The organism is Priestia sp. YIM B13489, from assembly GCF_042787645.1.
Classification (GTDB): domain Bacteria; phylum Bacillota; class Bacilli; order Bacillales; family Bacillaceae_H; genus Priestia; species Priestia megaterium.
The window spans coordinates 547,725-560,748 of sequence record NZ_JBHZOQ010000053.1; the positions used below are offsets into that span (position 1 = coordinate 547,725).

General features: G+C 38.5%; 17 protein-coding genes and 1 other annotated feature. All 17 genes read left to right on the forward strand.

From position 1 onward, the window contains the following. Nucleotides 1-71: 71 nt before the first annotated feature. The 17 genes from ACFX4W_RS08660 (at nucleotide 72) to ACFX4W_RS08740 (ending at nucleotide 13,012) form a co-directional block, all read left to right on the forward strand. Complete coding sequence (locus ACFX4W_RS08660; RefSeq protein ID WP_097824636.1) at nucleotides 72-263, forward strand: hypothetical protein; 192 nt, start codon at nucleotides 72-74, stop codon at nucleotides 261-263. Further along, entirely contained in the window at nucleotides 260-1,015 is a 756-nt protein-coding gene (locus ACFX4W_RS08665; protein WP_043976104.1) for a prepilin peptidase, read from the forward strand. Before ACFX4W_RS08660 ends, ACFX4W_RS08665 begins: the two co-directional genes overlap by 4 nt. A gap of 118 nt (nucleotides 1,016-1,133) precedes the next feature. Further along, entirely contained in the window at nucleotides 1,134-2,207 is a 1,074-nt protein-coding gene (locus ACFX4W_RS08670; protein ID WP_043976106.1) for an SPOR domain-containing protein, read from the forward strand. A gap of 110 nt (nucleotides 2,208-2,317) precedes the next feature. Next, complete coding sequence (locus tag ACFX4W_RS08675; RefSeq protein WP_043976108.1) at nucleotides 2,318-2,887, forward strand: Maf family protein; 570 nt, start codon at nucleotides 2,318-2,320, stop codon at nucleotides 2,885-2,887. A gap of 15 nt (nucleotides 2,888-2,902) precedes the next feature. Continuing rightward, complete coding sequence (gene radC / locus ACFX4W_RS08680; RefSeq protein WP_013059346.1) at nucleotides 2,903-3,589, forward strand: RadC family protein; 687 nt, start codon at nucleotides 2,903-2,905, stop codon at nucleotides 3,587-3,589. A 229-nt stretch (nucleotides 3,590-3,818) separates the two neighbouring features. After that, nucleotides 3,819-4,844 (forward strand): rod shape-determining protein, encoded by a 1,026-nt coding sequence (locus tag ACFX4W_RS08685; RefSeq protein ID WP_013059345.1) that lies wholly within the window; start codon nucleotides 3,819-3,821, stop codon nucleotides 4,842-4,844. Nucleotides 4,845-4,863: 19 nt separating this feature from the next. Continuing rightward, nucleotides 4,864-5,745, forward strand: a complete 882-nt coding sequence (mreC, locus tag ACFX4W_RS08690) for a rod shape-determining protein MreC (protein ID WP_013059344.1) — start codon at nucleotides 4,864-4,866, stop codon at nucleotides 5,743-5,745. Beyond that, entirely contained in the window at nucleotides 5,745-6,263 is a 519-nt protein-coding gene (gene mreD / locus ACFX4W_RS08695; protein ID WP_013059343.1) for a rod shape-determining protein MreD, read from the forward strand. Before mreC ends, mreD begins: the two co-directional genes overlap by 1 nt. Nucleotides 6,264-6,379: 116 nt before the next feature. Continuing rightward, nucleotides 6,380-7,063, forward strand: a complete 684-nt coding sequence (gene minC / locus ACFX4W_RS08700) for a septum site-determining protein MinC (RefSeq protein WP_013059342.1) — start codon at nucleotides 6,380-6,382, stop codon at nucleotides 7,061-7,063. A 2-nt stretch (nucleotides 7,064-7,065) separates the two neighbouring features. Continuing rightward, nucleotides 7,066-7,866, forward strand: coding sequence for a septum site-determining protein MinD (gene minD / locus ACFX4W_RS08705; RefSeq protein WP_013059341.1), 801 nt, complete (start codon nucleotides 7,066-7,068; stop codon nucleotides 7,864-7,866). A 120-nt stretch (nucleotides 7,867-7,986) separates the two neighbouring features. Then, on the forward strand, nucleotides 7,987-8,769 hold the full coding sequence (locus ACFX4W_RS08710) for a M23 family metallopeptidase (RefSeq protein ID WP_043976110.1): 783 nt from the start codon (nucleotides 7,987-7,989) through the stop codon (nucleotides 8,767-8,769). Continuing rightward, nucleotides 8,762-9,628 (forward strand): M50 family metallopeptidase, encoded by an 867-nt coding sequence (locus ACFX4W_RS08715; RefSeq protein ID WP_052500270.1) that lies wholly within the window; start codon nucleotides 8,762-8,764, stop codon nucleotides 9,626-9,628. The genes ACFX4W_RS08710 and ACFX4W_RS08715 overlap by 8 nt, the downstream gene beginning before the upstream one ends. A gap of 81 nt (nucleotides 9,629-9,709) precedes the next feature. After that, nucleotides 9,710-11,179 (forward strand): Rne/Rng family ribonuclease, encoded by a 1,470-nt coding sequence (locus ACFX4W_RS08720; protein ID WP_043976112.1) that lies wholly within the window; start codon nucleotides 9,710-9,712, stop codon nucleotides 11,177-11,179. 78 nt (nucleotides 11,180-11,257) lie between these two features. Then, nucleotides 11,258-11,329, forward strand: a sequence feature (ribosomal protein L21 leader region). A gap of 14 nt (nucleotides 11,330-11,343) precedes the next feature. Beyond that, nucleotides 11,344-11,652, forward strand: coding sequence for a 50S ribosomal protein L21 (rplU, locus tag ACFX4W_RS08725; RefSeq protein ID WP_013059337.1), 309 nt, complete (start codon nucleotides 11,344-11,346; stop codon nucleotides 11,650-11,652). 9 nt (nucleotides 11,653-11,661) lie between these two features. Next, nucleotides 11,662-11,994 (forward strand): ribosomal-processing cysteine protease Prp, encoded by a 333-nt coding sequence (locus ACFX4W_RS08730; protein ID WP_013059336.1) that lies wholly within the window; start codon nucleotides 11,662-11,664, stop codon nucleotides 11,992-11,994. Between the two features lie 16 nt (nucleotides 11,995-12,010). Continuing rightward, nucleotides 12,011-12,304, forward strand: coding sequence for a 50S ribosomal protein L27 (gene rpmA, locus ACFX4W_RS08735; protein ID WP_013059335.1), 294 nt, complete (start codon nucleotides 12,011-12,013; stop codon nucleotides 12,302-12,304). Nucleotides 12,305-12,475: 171 nt separating this feature from the next. Then, complete coding sequence (locus ACFX4W_RS08740; protein ID WP_013085118.1) at nucleotides 12,476-13,012, forward strand: Spo0B C-terminal domain-containing protein; 537 nt, start codon at nucleotides 12,476-12,478, stop codon at nucleotides 13,010-13,012. Nucleotides 13,013-13,024: the final 12 nt, after the last annotated feature.

Sequence of the window (13,024 nt, forward strand, 5' to 3'; positions counted from 1 at the left end):
TATGGGTATTATGATTCAGTTTATTAACCAAGGAGCTGTTTGATACTAATCAATAAAGGAGAGATATTGAAATGGATAAACTGTCAACGAGGAATAAAGGAATTTCTCTAATGAAAGTGATCGTACTGGTTATCGTAATAGGTCTTCTTGCAGCTTTTCTCATTCCGTTTCTTGGCAGCTATTTAAGGGAACGAGATACATTCCTTCACTCAAAAGAAAACCTACAATTAAGCAGCAGGCCTGAGATGGAAGAAATAGTATGAGTTTAATTTACCTCTATGCCTTTGTTTCAGGTATCACGTTAGGTTCATTTTATAACGTAGCAGGACTTAGAATACCTCAGAAAAAATCTATTTTATCTCCAAGATCCCATTGTCCACACTGTTTATACGTTCTTTCTCCACAACAATTAATTCCCATAGTCTCCTACATTAAAAATGCAGGAAAATGTAGTATGTGTCACAAAAAAATCTCCTTCATCTACCCATTCATAGAATTTTCGACAGGAAGTTTATTTGTATATGCTTTTTTTAGATTGAATATGACGTTAGAACTGATTGTCATATTAACCTTTGTTTCTTTTTTAACAATTATAGTTGTCTCAGACATAGCCTATATGATTGTCCCAAATAAGGTGCTGCTTTTCTTTTTGCCTATCTTTCTACTTGAGCGTCTTTTCATTCCATTAAATTCGTGGAGTGATTCCTTAATGGGAGGAGGAATCGCATTTTTTCTCCTCTTTCTAATCGCATTTCTCAGCAGAGGAGGGCTTGGAGAAGGAGATATTAAACTGTATGCTTTGATTGGTATTGTGCTTGGAGTAAAGCTTGTTTTGCTATCGCTTTTTTTAGCTATATTAATAGGCGGAATCGTTAGTATAGGAGCGTTATTAATGAAAAAGGCAAAGGTAGGTGTACCAATTCCTTTCGTTCCATTTATTTTTATAGGCACAATCGCTGCTTATTTTCATGGAAACGAATTGATAAATTGGTATGTTAGCAACTATTTTTATTGAGCTTGAATTCTTCGACAAATTTAAAATTTCTGTAACTAAATAGCGAAAACCTTTTGTAACAAGACGACAAATGTCTTGTTATTTTTTTTTTCTTCTATGATAGCATGGAAAAAAGTGTATGTTTTATGTCGGTTTACCTCAGCTTGCAACCGGTACTAAGACTACGTTAACTAAAGGCGGTGGGGCAGTGGACAAGCAGGAACGAAAAATTTCAATTAAAATCAACGGTCAATCCAAGGAAGAACAAGTGCCAGAAAAAGACGAGTTTACGTGGGTTCTTCCGGAACCGGGATCCACAGATTCTCATGTGGAAGAAAATAAAGTGGTGTTTATTGAAGATGTAAGAAATGAAAAAAAGAAAAAGCCGCGATTACATCCTAAAAATGTTTCGATTAAAACGGTAAACGGCGGTGTGATCAAACGAACAGCTGTGATTGTACTGCTAGCAGTTGGAATAGGCAGCGGCATCGGTATGGTTGGTGTGAAAATGATGACAGGAAGCGAACAGCCTGTAAGCAAAGCACAAACAAGTGAGCAAACGAAAGAAGAAAAAACTTCTCAAACAGCGTCTACCACTGAAAGTGTTGGTAAAGCTGAAAAGAAAAGCGAACAGGAATCGAAGGGGACATCAGCTGCTGCTTCTACTTTAGAACCTTTTTCCTTTTACATTGTTCAAGCAGGTGCTTTTTCATCAAAAACTGCTGCAAATAAAGCAATGGATAAATGGAAAGAAGAGAACGAAGCAGGCGAGATCTTTTCACCTAAAACCTATTCTCTTGTCGTTGGTGCTGCCACTGGAGAAGAAAAAGCGAACGCACTTAGTAAAACTTATAAACAACAAGGTAAAGATGTATATGTAAAGTCTTATGAAATTAAGCCCACTAGCGAATTAGGGAAAAAAGATCAAACGGTTATAACAACAGCGCAGCCGTTTATGGCTAATCTCTTAGATCAATCTGTTAAAGCGATTGAAGGACAGCGGGTAGCCGATATCAAATCTCTGAAAAAAGAGCTGACAAAAGTTCAGAAAGAAGCGTCAAATGAAGACATTAAAACCATGGTGAGCACCCTTCAAAAAGCTGCTGCTTCTCTTTCTTCATATGAAGATAATAAAAGCAGTAAAGATGCTTGGCTTGCTCAGCGATACGTGTTAAAAGCTCTTCAGCAGTATGAAAGCCTTGTAACGTCTTAACAAGTGAGGTAGTGTAATGCTGCCTCACTTGTTTATTGTCATTTGGGGATGAAATTGCTAAAATAACGGTGTGTCCTTCTTTTTTAAATCAAAATGCAAAGGTGAGATGTATGAAACAAACATTAATTTTAGCCTCAGGCTCTCCTCGTCGAAAAGAATTACTTCAGCAGCTTCACATTCCCTTTACCGTTCACGTTAGTACAATTGAAGAAATCATCAATCCATTATACACTCCGTCCGAGGTAGTAATGGATTTAGCTAGGCAAAAAGCAGTGGACGTCGCTTCGCATCATAAAGAGGATATTGTCCTAGGTGCCGATACAGTTGTCGTATATGGCAATCGTATTTTAGGAAAGCCAAAAACGAACCAAGAAGCGATTGAAACACTTACGATGCTGTCAGGTCAAAAACATCAGGTGTTAACTGGAGTAGCGTTCGTATCAAATGCAAAAGTTCATACGTTTTATGAACAAACAGATGTAGAGTTTTGGCCGATTGAAGAAGATGAAATCGTACAGTACGTAGAGTCAGGAGAGCCTATGGATAAGGCTGGTTCTTATGGAATTCAAGGTCTCGGTGCTGCGCTAGTTAAAAAAATTGAAGGAGACTATTTCTCCGTGGTGGGCTTGCCGCTCTCCCGAACAATACGTGAGCTAAAAAAATACGGTTTCGTTTACTAAAAAGGAGTGGCGAAATTGGATCAATCATTGTTAATTAAAGATTTTCCTCAAGATGAAAGACCTCGAGAGCGCCTTGTGTCAATGGGTGCTTCTAGTCTTTCTAACCACGAGCTTATTGCTATTTTGCTGCGTACTGGAACCAAAGATGAATCTGTTCTTCAGCTGTCCAATCGCATATTAACGCATTTTGAAGGTCTTCAACTTTTGCAGCATGCATCGCTTGATGAAATGATGAATATTAAAGGTATCGGACCTGCAAAAGCAATTCAAATTATAGCGGCTATTGAAATAGGTAAGAGGATTGTACAGCGGAAATCTAGTCAGCGATATACCATTCATGGCCCTGAAGACGGAGCTAATTATGTGATGGAAGAAATGCGCGTGCTGTCTCAAGAGCATTTCGTCTGTTTATACCTCAACACGAAAAATCAAGTTCTCCACAAGCAAACCATTTTTATCGGAAGCCTCAATTCATCTATTGTCCATCCAAGAGAAGTATTTAAAGAAGCCTTTCGTCGTTCAGCTGCATCCCTTATTTGTATTCATAATCATCCCTCCGGCGACCCTACTCCCAGCAGAGAAGATATAGAGGTAACGAAGCGCTTAAAAGAGTGCGGATTTATCATAGGAATTGAATTGTTAGATCATTTAATTATCGGAGATCGAAAATATATTAGTTTAAAAGAAAAAGGATACATGTAAGGCTATGCTTTTTAAAATCCTTGGGTTATAATAGTAGTCATGATTTTAAATGACAAGTTCTTTACAATCATTCGTTATTAATAGACAAAGTATGACTTTTTATCATACAATATTTGGCGTTGACATCTATGAAAAAAGTATAGAAAATAAAAAATGTTACTTATGAAATGAAGAAATTGAATTATGGAATTTTTACCTTTGCATTTTGGTAAGAGAAAGGAAGAGACACATGTTTGGAATCGGTACTAGAGACCTTGGAATAGATTTGGGTACTGCAAATACGCTCGTTTATGTAAAAGGAAAAGGAATTGTTGTGCGTGAGCCGTCTGTTGTGGCTTTGCAAACTGATACAAAACAAATCGTTGCGGTAGGTAACGATGCAAAAAATATGATTGGTCGTACACCTGGGAACGTAGTAGCCCTTCGTCCAATGAAAGATGGAGTTATTGCAGATTACGAAACAACTGCGACGATGATGAAATATTACATCAATCAAGCTCAAAAAACAAAAAGTTTGTTTGCGGGTAAGCCGTATGTAATGGTTTGTGTACCTTCTGGCATTACAGCTGTTGAGAAACGTGCCGTTATTGATGCGACTCGTCAGGCTGGCGCGCGTGATGCGTATACAATTGAAGAACCGTTTGCTGCAGCAATCGGCGCCAATCTACCGGTTTGGGAGCCAACGGGAAGTATGGTAGTAGATATTGGCGGAGGAACAACAGAAGTTGCGATTATTTCTTTAGGAGGAATCGTAACATGTCAGTCAATCCGTATCGCTGGGGACGAGATGGATGAAGCGATTATTCAATATATTCGCAAGAATTACAATTTAATGATCGGTGAGCGTACGTCAGAAGCATTAAAAGTAGAAGTCGGTTCTGCCGGAATTCCTGAAGGTATTGAAAACATGGAAATTCGCGGACGTGACTTACTAACAGGTCTACCGAAAACAATCGAAATTTCAGCAGAAGAAATTGCAGAAGCGCTAAAAGATACAGTGGCTTCTATTGTAGATTCAGTAAAAAGTACATTAGAAAAAACACCACCTGAACTTGCGGCAGATATTATGGATCGCGGTATTGTATTAACAGGCGGTGGCGCATTGCTACGTAATTTAGATAAAGTTATTAGTGAAGAAACAAATATGCCGGTTGTCATCGCAGAAGATCCGCTTGACTGTGTTGCAATTGGAACTGGTAAAGCGTTAGAACACATTGATTTATTTAAAAATCGTACAAGCGATTCATATCGCTAAATATTAAGAGGTGTAGATCGTGCCACAATTTTTCTTAAATAAACGTTTAGTTATTTTATTAGTCAGTATTATTGTATTAGTGGCATTGATTGGTTTTTCGTTAAATGGTCGTAAAAATGTAACGTGGCCTGAACAGTTTGTCAAAGATACGGTTGGTCTTGTTCAGGCTACCTTTAATGAACCCGCACAATTTGTAGCGGGTTTCTTTCAGAATGTAGGTGACTTAAAGCGTACATACGAAGAAAACGAGGTATTAAAAGCCCGTTTAGACGAACGCATGCAATTAGAAACGAAAGCCAACGCTTTGCAGCAAGAAAATAAAAAATTAAGAGCACAGCTCGACAAAAAAACGGATTTAAGTCAATACAACCCAATCGAAGCAACAGTTATTGCTCGTAATCCAGACCGTTGGCATGAGGTAATTGCCATTGATAAAGGGACGGTTCATAATGTGCAGGAAAATATGGCTGTTATGACTCCTGAAGGGCTGATTGGTAAAGTGAAGCATGCATCTAAGTTCACATCTACTGTGCAGTTAATTAGTTCATCAGATCGTACAAACCGTGTATCTGCTAAAATTCAGGCTAAAAAAGAAGTGTTTGGTTTAATTGAAGGCTATGATGATAAAGAACAGGCGCTTGTTATGCGTCGTATTCCATTTGATGCTGATATTAAAGAAAAGCAAAAAGTAGTAACGTCTGGTTTAGGACAAGAAGACGGCATTTTCCCTAGCAATCTTCCAATTGGCGTTATCACAAAAATTGAGCCTGATGAATATGGATTAACGAAAAAAGCTTATATCAAACCTGCTGCTGACTTGTATGACTTAGATAACGTAGTTGTAGCTAAAAGAAGTGCCCCCGCTGCTGAAGACGATTTAGGGGCGGAGGAGGCTAACTGATGAAGCGGTTTGTCCTTCCTATTCTCGTGCTTGTCGTTTTTATGTTTGAAAGTATCTTTGTTAATTTTGTCGCCATGGCATCACCATGGCGAGACTGGATTCTATCGCCTCACTTTGTTGTAGTGGTACTGGCTTTTATGTCAGTGTATTATCACCCAAAGCAAGCGATGCTATATGGGGTAATCCTTGGATTCATGTATGATATTGCCTTTACGGATGTCTTAGGAGTATACGCGCTTGGATTGCCGGCCGTATGCTATATCGTATCAAAACTAATGAAGATTTTTCAGCAAAATACGCTTATCGTAATCTGCATGTCGCTATTAGCTGTAGCCATTATTGAGTTTTATGTATATGGAATTAATAGCATTATTAATATATCCGATATGACCATTGGTCGCTTCTTGCAAGAGCGATTTTACGCAACCATCATTTTAAATGCCATATTTGCACTCATTTTTGCATTTCCGCTTCAAAGATGTTTTCAATATTTTGCTAAATTTATCGATGAACGCTGATCGGAACATACATTACGCTTCTCGTTCATGATAGGATAAAAATGCTGATTGAAGAAACGAAAAAAAGGAATTGAGTAAGTCTCTGTCGAAATTATATATTCGTTGAGGTGAGCGTCTTGAATAAACAAAAGCAACAAAATGTGACAATTAAAGGAACAAAAGATGGATTAACGTTGCATCTCAATGATACATGTTCATTTGCAGAGCTTTTGACGGAACTTAAGACGAAGCTTTTGACAAATAAGCATGGCGATGCCGATCAGATCGTCACAGTGTATGTCAAAATCGGAAATCGTTATTTAACTACAGAGCAGGAAACCGAATTGAAGGCGCTCATAGAAGAAAATCAGTATTTAGTAGTTAAACAAATTGATAGTAACGTTATTTTAAAGCAAGATGCAGTCCGCGTAAGAGAAGAAAGTGAATTAGTATCTGTTACAAAGGTAGTTCGTTCAGGACAGGTTCTCCATGTAGAAGGCGATTTGCTTCTAGTCGGAGACGTAAATCCCGGAGGAACCGTTGTAGCTGGAGGAAATTTATTTGTATTAGGTGCTTTAAAAGGGATTGCTCATGCAGGATATCGCGGCAATAAAAACGCCGTTATTGCTGCATCGTTAATGAAACCTTCACAGCTGCGCATTGCTGATATTATTACCCGATCAGAAGAAGAGCGCAGTGAGAAGGAAGAGAATATAATGGAATGTGCATACTTAGATGATAATGATCAAATGGTAATAGATCGCGTGCAAACTTTACCGCATCTAAGACCGAATTTGACCAGGGTAGAAAGGAGAATTTGACAGTGGGAGAGGCTATTGTTGTTACGTCTGGTAAAGGTGGAGTTGGAAAAACAACGACATCAGCCAATTTAGGTACTGCTCTAGCATTAGCTGGAAAGCGGGTGTGTCTAGTAGACACTGATATCGGCTTACGCAACTTGGATGTTGTAATGGGGCTTGAAAATCGTATTATTTATGATCTTGTAGACGTGGTAGAAGGTCGATGCCAACCGCAAAAAGCCTTGATTAAGGACAAGCGTTTTGAATGTTTGTACTTACTTCCTGCTGCTCAAACGAGTGACAAAACAGCTGTTCAACCAGAACAAATGCGAGAGTTAGTTCTTCAGTTAAAGCAAGACTATGACTATGTGGTTATTGATTGCCCAGCTGGTATTGAACAAGGCTATAAGAACGCCGTAGCTGGCGCTGATAAGGCACTCGTTGTGACAACACCGGAAGTTTCAGCTGTTCGTGATGCTGACCGTATTATTGGATTATTGGAGCAAGAGGATATCGAGTCTCCAAAACTGGTTATTAACCGAATCCGTAGTCATATGATGAAAAATGGAGACATGCTGGACGTGGAAGAAATTTCTCAGCTTCTAGCTGTTGATTTAATTGGAATCGTTGCTGACGATGAAAATGTTATTCGTGCTTCTAACAACGGTGAACCAATTGTCATGGACCCATCAAGCAAAGCATCAATTGCATATCGTAATATTGCAAGACGTATTCTAGGTGAAACGGTTCCTCTTCAATCGTTAGATGAAGAAGATAAGGGAATGTTTGCACGTATTAAACGATTCTTTGGTGTTCGTTCTTAAAAAGCTTCCGATAGAGGAAGCTTTTTTTATTTGTTTGATTTTGTAGAGTCAAGCTGTCATAAGCTCCACGGACAAGTCATATAGTTGATTATACGATAAGAACAAGGAGAATGATGAATCATGAATCGACGTGCTGATGAAATCCGTAAACGAATTGCTGAGCGTAAGCGAAAACAATTAAATACAACAAAGCGTCTTCCTCAAGAACCTCTTCATACGTCCTTAATGAGTGAAGAAGAAAAATATGGATCGATGGATTATTCTGCGGTTGAATACACACCATCAGCAAAGGAATATCACCCGTTATTTCGAAAAGAACGCTTTTTATTTAAAATTTTAGCTTCAGCCTGCTTAGTGTTAATTGTAGGGATTATGTTCAAGAACGCTTCTCCTACTTTTGAACATGCCAGAGTGGTGGTTCAACAAACAATGGATAAAGAATTTCAGTTTGCAGCTGTTTCCTCCTGGTACGAAGATAAGTTTGGGAAGCCGTTAACGCTATTGCCGAATAAACAGTCTAGCAAAACGGAGCAAAGTGTAAGCGGAGAATATGCTACTCCAGCTTCAGGGAAAGTAACGGAAACATTTGCTCAAAGTAAGCAAGGCGTGACGGTTCAAACAGGAGTGGATTCGGTTGTAGAAGCAATGAGTGAAGGTATCGTAAGGTATGTAGGGAAACGTGATGATACTGGGAATACCGTTATTATTCAACATGCCGATGGAACCGAAACTTGGTATGGACAGCTCAAAAAAATCAATGTTAGTATGTATGATTTTGTGAATAAAGGCAAAGAAGTAGGAATTGTGGAAAACAGTAAAAAAGGCGATGCTGGAACATTCTATTTTGCTATTAAAAAAGGCGATAAGTTTGTTGATCCTAGTCAGGTGATTCAATTTGAATAGTGCTTTTTCGTTATTGATGAAAATTCACATTCATCCATTGTTTTGGGGGATTTTCGTAATTGGTATCTTAACGGCTACGGTAAAGCAGCTTTTTTTGTTATTTATTATTGTAATTATTCATGAACTGGGCCACGCCGTAGCGGCTCAGTGTTTTTCTTGGCGGATTCGCAGAATTATGCTCTTACCTTTTGGGGGAGTAGCAGAAGTAGATGAACATGGGAATCGTCCATTTCGAGAAGAGTTTATTGTGATAATAAGTGGACCTCTTCAGCATCTCTGGATGTTTGGAGCTGCTTTCTTATTAATGAAAATAAATGTGTTGTCTTTGGAAACGTATGAGCAATTTATGTTTCAATGCACGGTGATTTTACTGTTTAATCTTTTGCCCATTTGGCCATTGGACGGAGGGAAGCTGCTTTTTTTAATTTGCAGTCGGTCTTTACCATTTTTAGAAGCGCATAAGCTTGCGCTCCGGTTATCAACGTTTTTTTTAGCTGTTGGTATTATTTATGCCGTCATTATGCATCCTTTTCAGCTGCACTTATGGATTGTTATTTCATTTTTAATTATATCCGGATATTTAGAATGGAAGAGCAGGCAATTTGTCTACATGCGCTTTTTGTTGGAGAGATATCATGGCAAAGAGCATCCAATTGGAGCTTTAAAAACACTAAGTGTATCAACCAGTGAGACGCTCCATCAAGTTCTGCAAAAATTCCAAAGAGGTTGTAAGCATATGATTATTGCTACATCTCAAACAGGCGAGCATGTACAAATTGATGAAAATGAACTTTTACACGCTTACTTTGTAGAAAAAAGAACAAATAGCCAACTAGACGAACTTGTAACAGTTTATTGATTTCTAGTAACATAGAATAGAATGAAAAAGTTCGGTGCACTGACCGAACTTTTTCCTATGAATTTAGATTAAAGTGAGGCAATGTATGTGAAGGCATGTATTATTAACGCGGCTACTTCTTCAAAACGTATAGCCGTGATAAACGATAAAGCACTAGAAAAAATCTATTTACAAGAACAAAGCGAGAATCAGATTATTGGTGATATATATTGGGGTAAAGTAGTAAAAGTACTACCGCATATGCAAGCAGCCTTTATCGATATCGGTTTATCAATGAACGGATTTATTCATCGAAATGAACTTGTATCCTATCAGCAGTCAGAGAATCCTCACAAAGATCAGCAGCCGATGTCTGCTTTTATCCGTGAAGGAGAAAAAGTATTGGTTCAAGTTGTAAAAGAAGGCATTGGGACAAAAGGGCCCAAGCTGACGGGTATCATTGAATTTTCTTCTGATGAGCTTGTATATTTACCGCACGGAAACTATGTCGCTGTATCCAAAAAAATAGCTGAGCCAAAACGACAACAGTGGAAACAGCTTGGTGAGCGGTTAAAACAAGGGATGGAAGGCTTTTTATTTCGAACAGCGATTGCAGAAAAATCAGAAGCCGCGGTCCAACATAAAATAAAAGAGCTACAGAAAAAATATGAGCGCCTTGAACGACAGACACAGGGAATGAAAGCTCCTGCCCTAGTCAGCAAAGGACAAGATTTTCTCGAAACAAGAGTGGAAGCTGCACTTCAACAAGGAATTGATGGGATAGTAGTAGATGACTTCGACCTATATCAGCATCTTCAAACTACCTACCCTAACTCGTCAATAGAGTACTATAAAGGAAATGAAAATATTTTCTCTTTTTACGATGTGGAACGGCAAATAGAGAAGCTTTTAAAGCGAATCGTGTGGCTCAAAAGCGGAGGCTATATCGTTATTGACGAAACGGAAGCGATGACGGTCGTGGATGTGAACACGGGGAAGTTTTCAGGAAAAGATAATATTCGAAAGACAATGCTTCAAACAAATATGGAAGCTGCGTATGAACTGTCCAAACAGATGCAATTACGTCACTTAGGCGGCATGATCTTAATTGATTTTATAAATATGCCTCATAAAGAAGATCGGACAGAAGTAGAAAGATACATGAAAAAGCTATGTGAACAAGATGAAGTGCGGACGAATGTAGTTGGCTTTACAGAGCTTGGCATATTGCAATTAACGCGGAAGAAAGTGCGCAATAGTATTGGATCAACATTAACTATGCCTTGTGAAGTATGTGAAGGAACCGGTAAAATCATTGATTCCAAAACGGCTGCTTTTCAAATTGAACGTGTAATTTGGGAACATCGCGGCGCGGAAGAAGAGGCTATTTGGATTGAGGCGCGAAGTGATGTTATAAATGAAATGAAGGCTCAAGGATTTCTCAACGCTTTAGAGAAAATGGTAAAAAAAACCGTATATCTTACGCCAAGCAATGATTATACAAACGCATTTGTTTTGCGTCAATTGGGGTCGGATGAGCAGATCCAAAAAAGGGTCTCTGCTTCTATATAAAATTTTAGAAGAAAACATGAATTCCAATTGACACTAACCTTTGATTTGTAGTAAGATTTAATATGTTGGTTTGTAGCACCCGTGCTACAACCGCTCAGAACAGGTTTTAAGTTCACTTGAACACCTGTGATGGCGAGTCTTAGTTTTTAGAGGAGGTGCAGAGAATGTACGCAATTATTGAAACTGGTGGTAAGCAAATTAAAGTAGAGGCTGGTCAAGCAATCTACGTTGAAAAACTTGCTGGTGAACAAGGCGAAACAGTTACTTTTGACAAAGTATTATTTGTAGGTGGCGACAGCGTGAAAGTTGGTGTTCCTTTCGTAGAAGGTGCAACAGTTACGGCTAAAGTTGAAAAACAAGGTCGCGCTAAAAAGATCACTGTATTTAAATACAAAGCAAAGAAAAACTATCGTCGTAAGCAAGGTCACCGTCAACCTTACACAAAAGTTGTAATCGACGCTATCAACGCGTAATTATAACAAATGATTAAGGTGACGATTTCTCGTGATGCAAATAAGAAAGTTGACGGGTTCACGATGAGTGGACATGCTGACTTTTCCGAACACGGAAAAGATCTTGTTTGTGCGGGAGCATCTGCAGTTTCATTTGGGACAATTAATGCTATCTTTTCAATAAGTGGGGTTGAACCGCACTTAGAGCAAGGTGGAGATGGTGGGTATCTCCGTTGTGAGATTCCAAAAGATGTGGATTCGTTCACATTGGAACAGATTCAATTGCTATTAGAAGGTATGGTTGTTTCACTGAAAACGATCGAATTAGATTACAGTAATTATATAAAAATTAACGACAACTAAACAGGAGGTGGATGTCATGTTAGTAAGATTAGACCTTCAATTCTTCGCTTCTAAAAAAGGAGTAGGTAGTACTAAAAACGGTCGTGATTCAATCTCGAAACGTCTTGGTGCTAAACGTGCTGATGGCCAATTCGTATCTGGTGGTTCAATTTTATACCGTCAACGCGGTACTAAAATTTACCCAGGTGCAAACGTAGGTCGTGGTGGAGATGATACTTTATTCGCTCAAATCGACGGTATCGTTAAATTTGAACGTTTCGGTCGTGACCGTAAAAAAGTATCTGTATACCCTGTTGCTCAAGAAGCATAAGATACAAAAAGAAAACTCTAACCCAAGTAGGTTAGAGTTTTCTTTTTGTAGAATATTTCACCTATTACCCATTGGAATTTGTTATAATCGAACATATCTAAGAAGATTGATACGAGATGTTTGTCAGCGTTGTGAAATACTTATGCTCGAGTCAAAGTTAGGAGTGCTAAGATGGAAAAAGAATGGGATGTCGTAGAAGTATTAAGATACGCGCGGCATGATTGGTTAAATAAGCTGCAATTAATCAAAGGCAATCTAGCGTTGAATCGGCTTGATCGAGCGAATGAAATCATTGAAGAAATTGTAAATGAATCCAAACATGAATCCAAGTTAACAAACATCAATATGCGACTGTTTGCGGGCTTTGTTATGACCTATCATTGGAATAACCATGCTGTTCGCTTAGATGTGGAAGTGCTCGGAGAATTGAAGGATTTATCACAATACGATGAGTTCGTATACAACTGGTGTTGCTATTTGACAGAAGCACTCGAAAAATATGTTGATTATCATGCAGAAAACTATTTGAGTATTTCAGTATGCATTGAAGAACAGGGAATTCGTTTCTTTTTTGACTTTAGTGGAATACTAACAGATATACAGAAGCTACAAAACAAGCTACAATGTTATGAGTGCGCTCAAGGAGTTGCATTGGTTGAACAGCATATGTCTGAAGATGAATTTAGCCTTATGCTCACAATAAGTTAACAGCGCTTTTGC

Excerpts from the sequence above, each read along its gene's own strand:
- ACFX4W_RS08660 (WP_097824636.1), top strand. The coding sequence starts at position 72 with ATGGATAAACTGTCAACGAGGAATAAAGGAATTTCTCTAATGAAAGTG.
- ACFX4W_RS08665 (WP_043976104.1), top strand. The coding sequence starts at position 260 with ATGAGTTTAATTTACCTCTATGCCTTTGTTTCAGGTATCACGTTAGGT.
- ACFX4W_RS08670 (WP_043976106.1), top strand. The coding sequence starts at position 1,134 with ATGTTTTATGTCGGTTTACCTCAGCTTGCAACCGGTACTAAGACTACG.
- ACFX4W_RS08675 (WP_043976108.1), top strand. The coding sequence starts at position 2,318 with ATGAAACAAACATTAATTTTAGCCTCAGGCTCTCCTCGTCGAAAAGAA.
- ACFX4W_RS08685 (WP_013059345.1), top strand. The coding sequence starts at position 3,819 with ATGTTTGGAATCGGTACTAGAGACCTTGGAATAGATTTGGGTACTGCA.
- mreD (WP_013059343.1), top strand. The coding sequence starts at position 5,745 with ATGAAGCGGTTTGTCCTTCCTATTCTCGTGCTTGTCGTTTTTATGTTT.
- ACFX4W_RS08710 (WP_043976110.1), top strand. The coding sequence starts at position 7,987 with ATGAATCGACGTGCTGATGAAATCCGTAAACGAATTGCTGAGCGTAAG.
- ACFX4W_RS08720 (WP_043976112.1), top strand. The coding sequence starts at position 9,710 with ATGTATGTGAAGGCATGTATTATTAACGCGGCTACTTCTTCAAAACGT.
- rplU (WP_013059337.1), top strand. The coding sequence starts at position 11,344 with ATGTACGCAATTATTGAAACTGGTGGTAAGCAAATTAAAGTAGAGGCT.
- ACFX4W_RS08730 (WP_013059336.1), top strand. The coding sequence starts at position 11,662 with ATGATTAAGGTGACGATTTCTCGTGATGCAAATAAGAAAGTTGACGGG.
- rpmA (WP_013059335.1), top strand. The coding sequence starts at position 12,011 with ATGTTAGTAAGATTAGACCTTCAATTCTTCGCTTCTAAAAAAGGAGTA.
- ACFX4W_RS08740 (WP_013085118.1), top strand. The coding sequence starts at position 12,476 with ATGGAAAAAGAATGGGATGTCGTAGAAGTATTAAGATACGCGCGGCAT.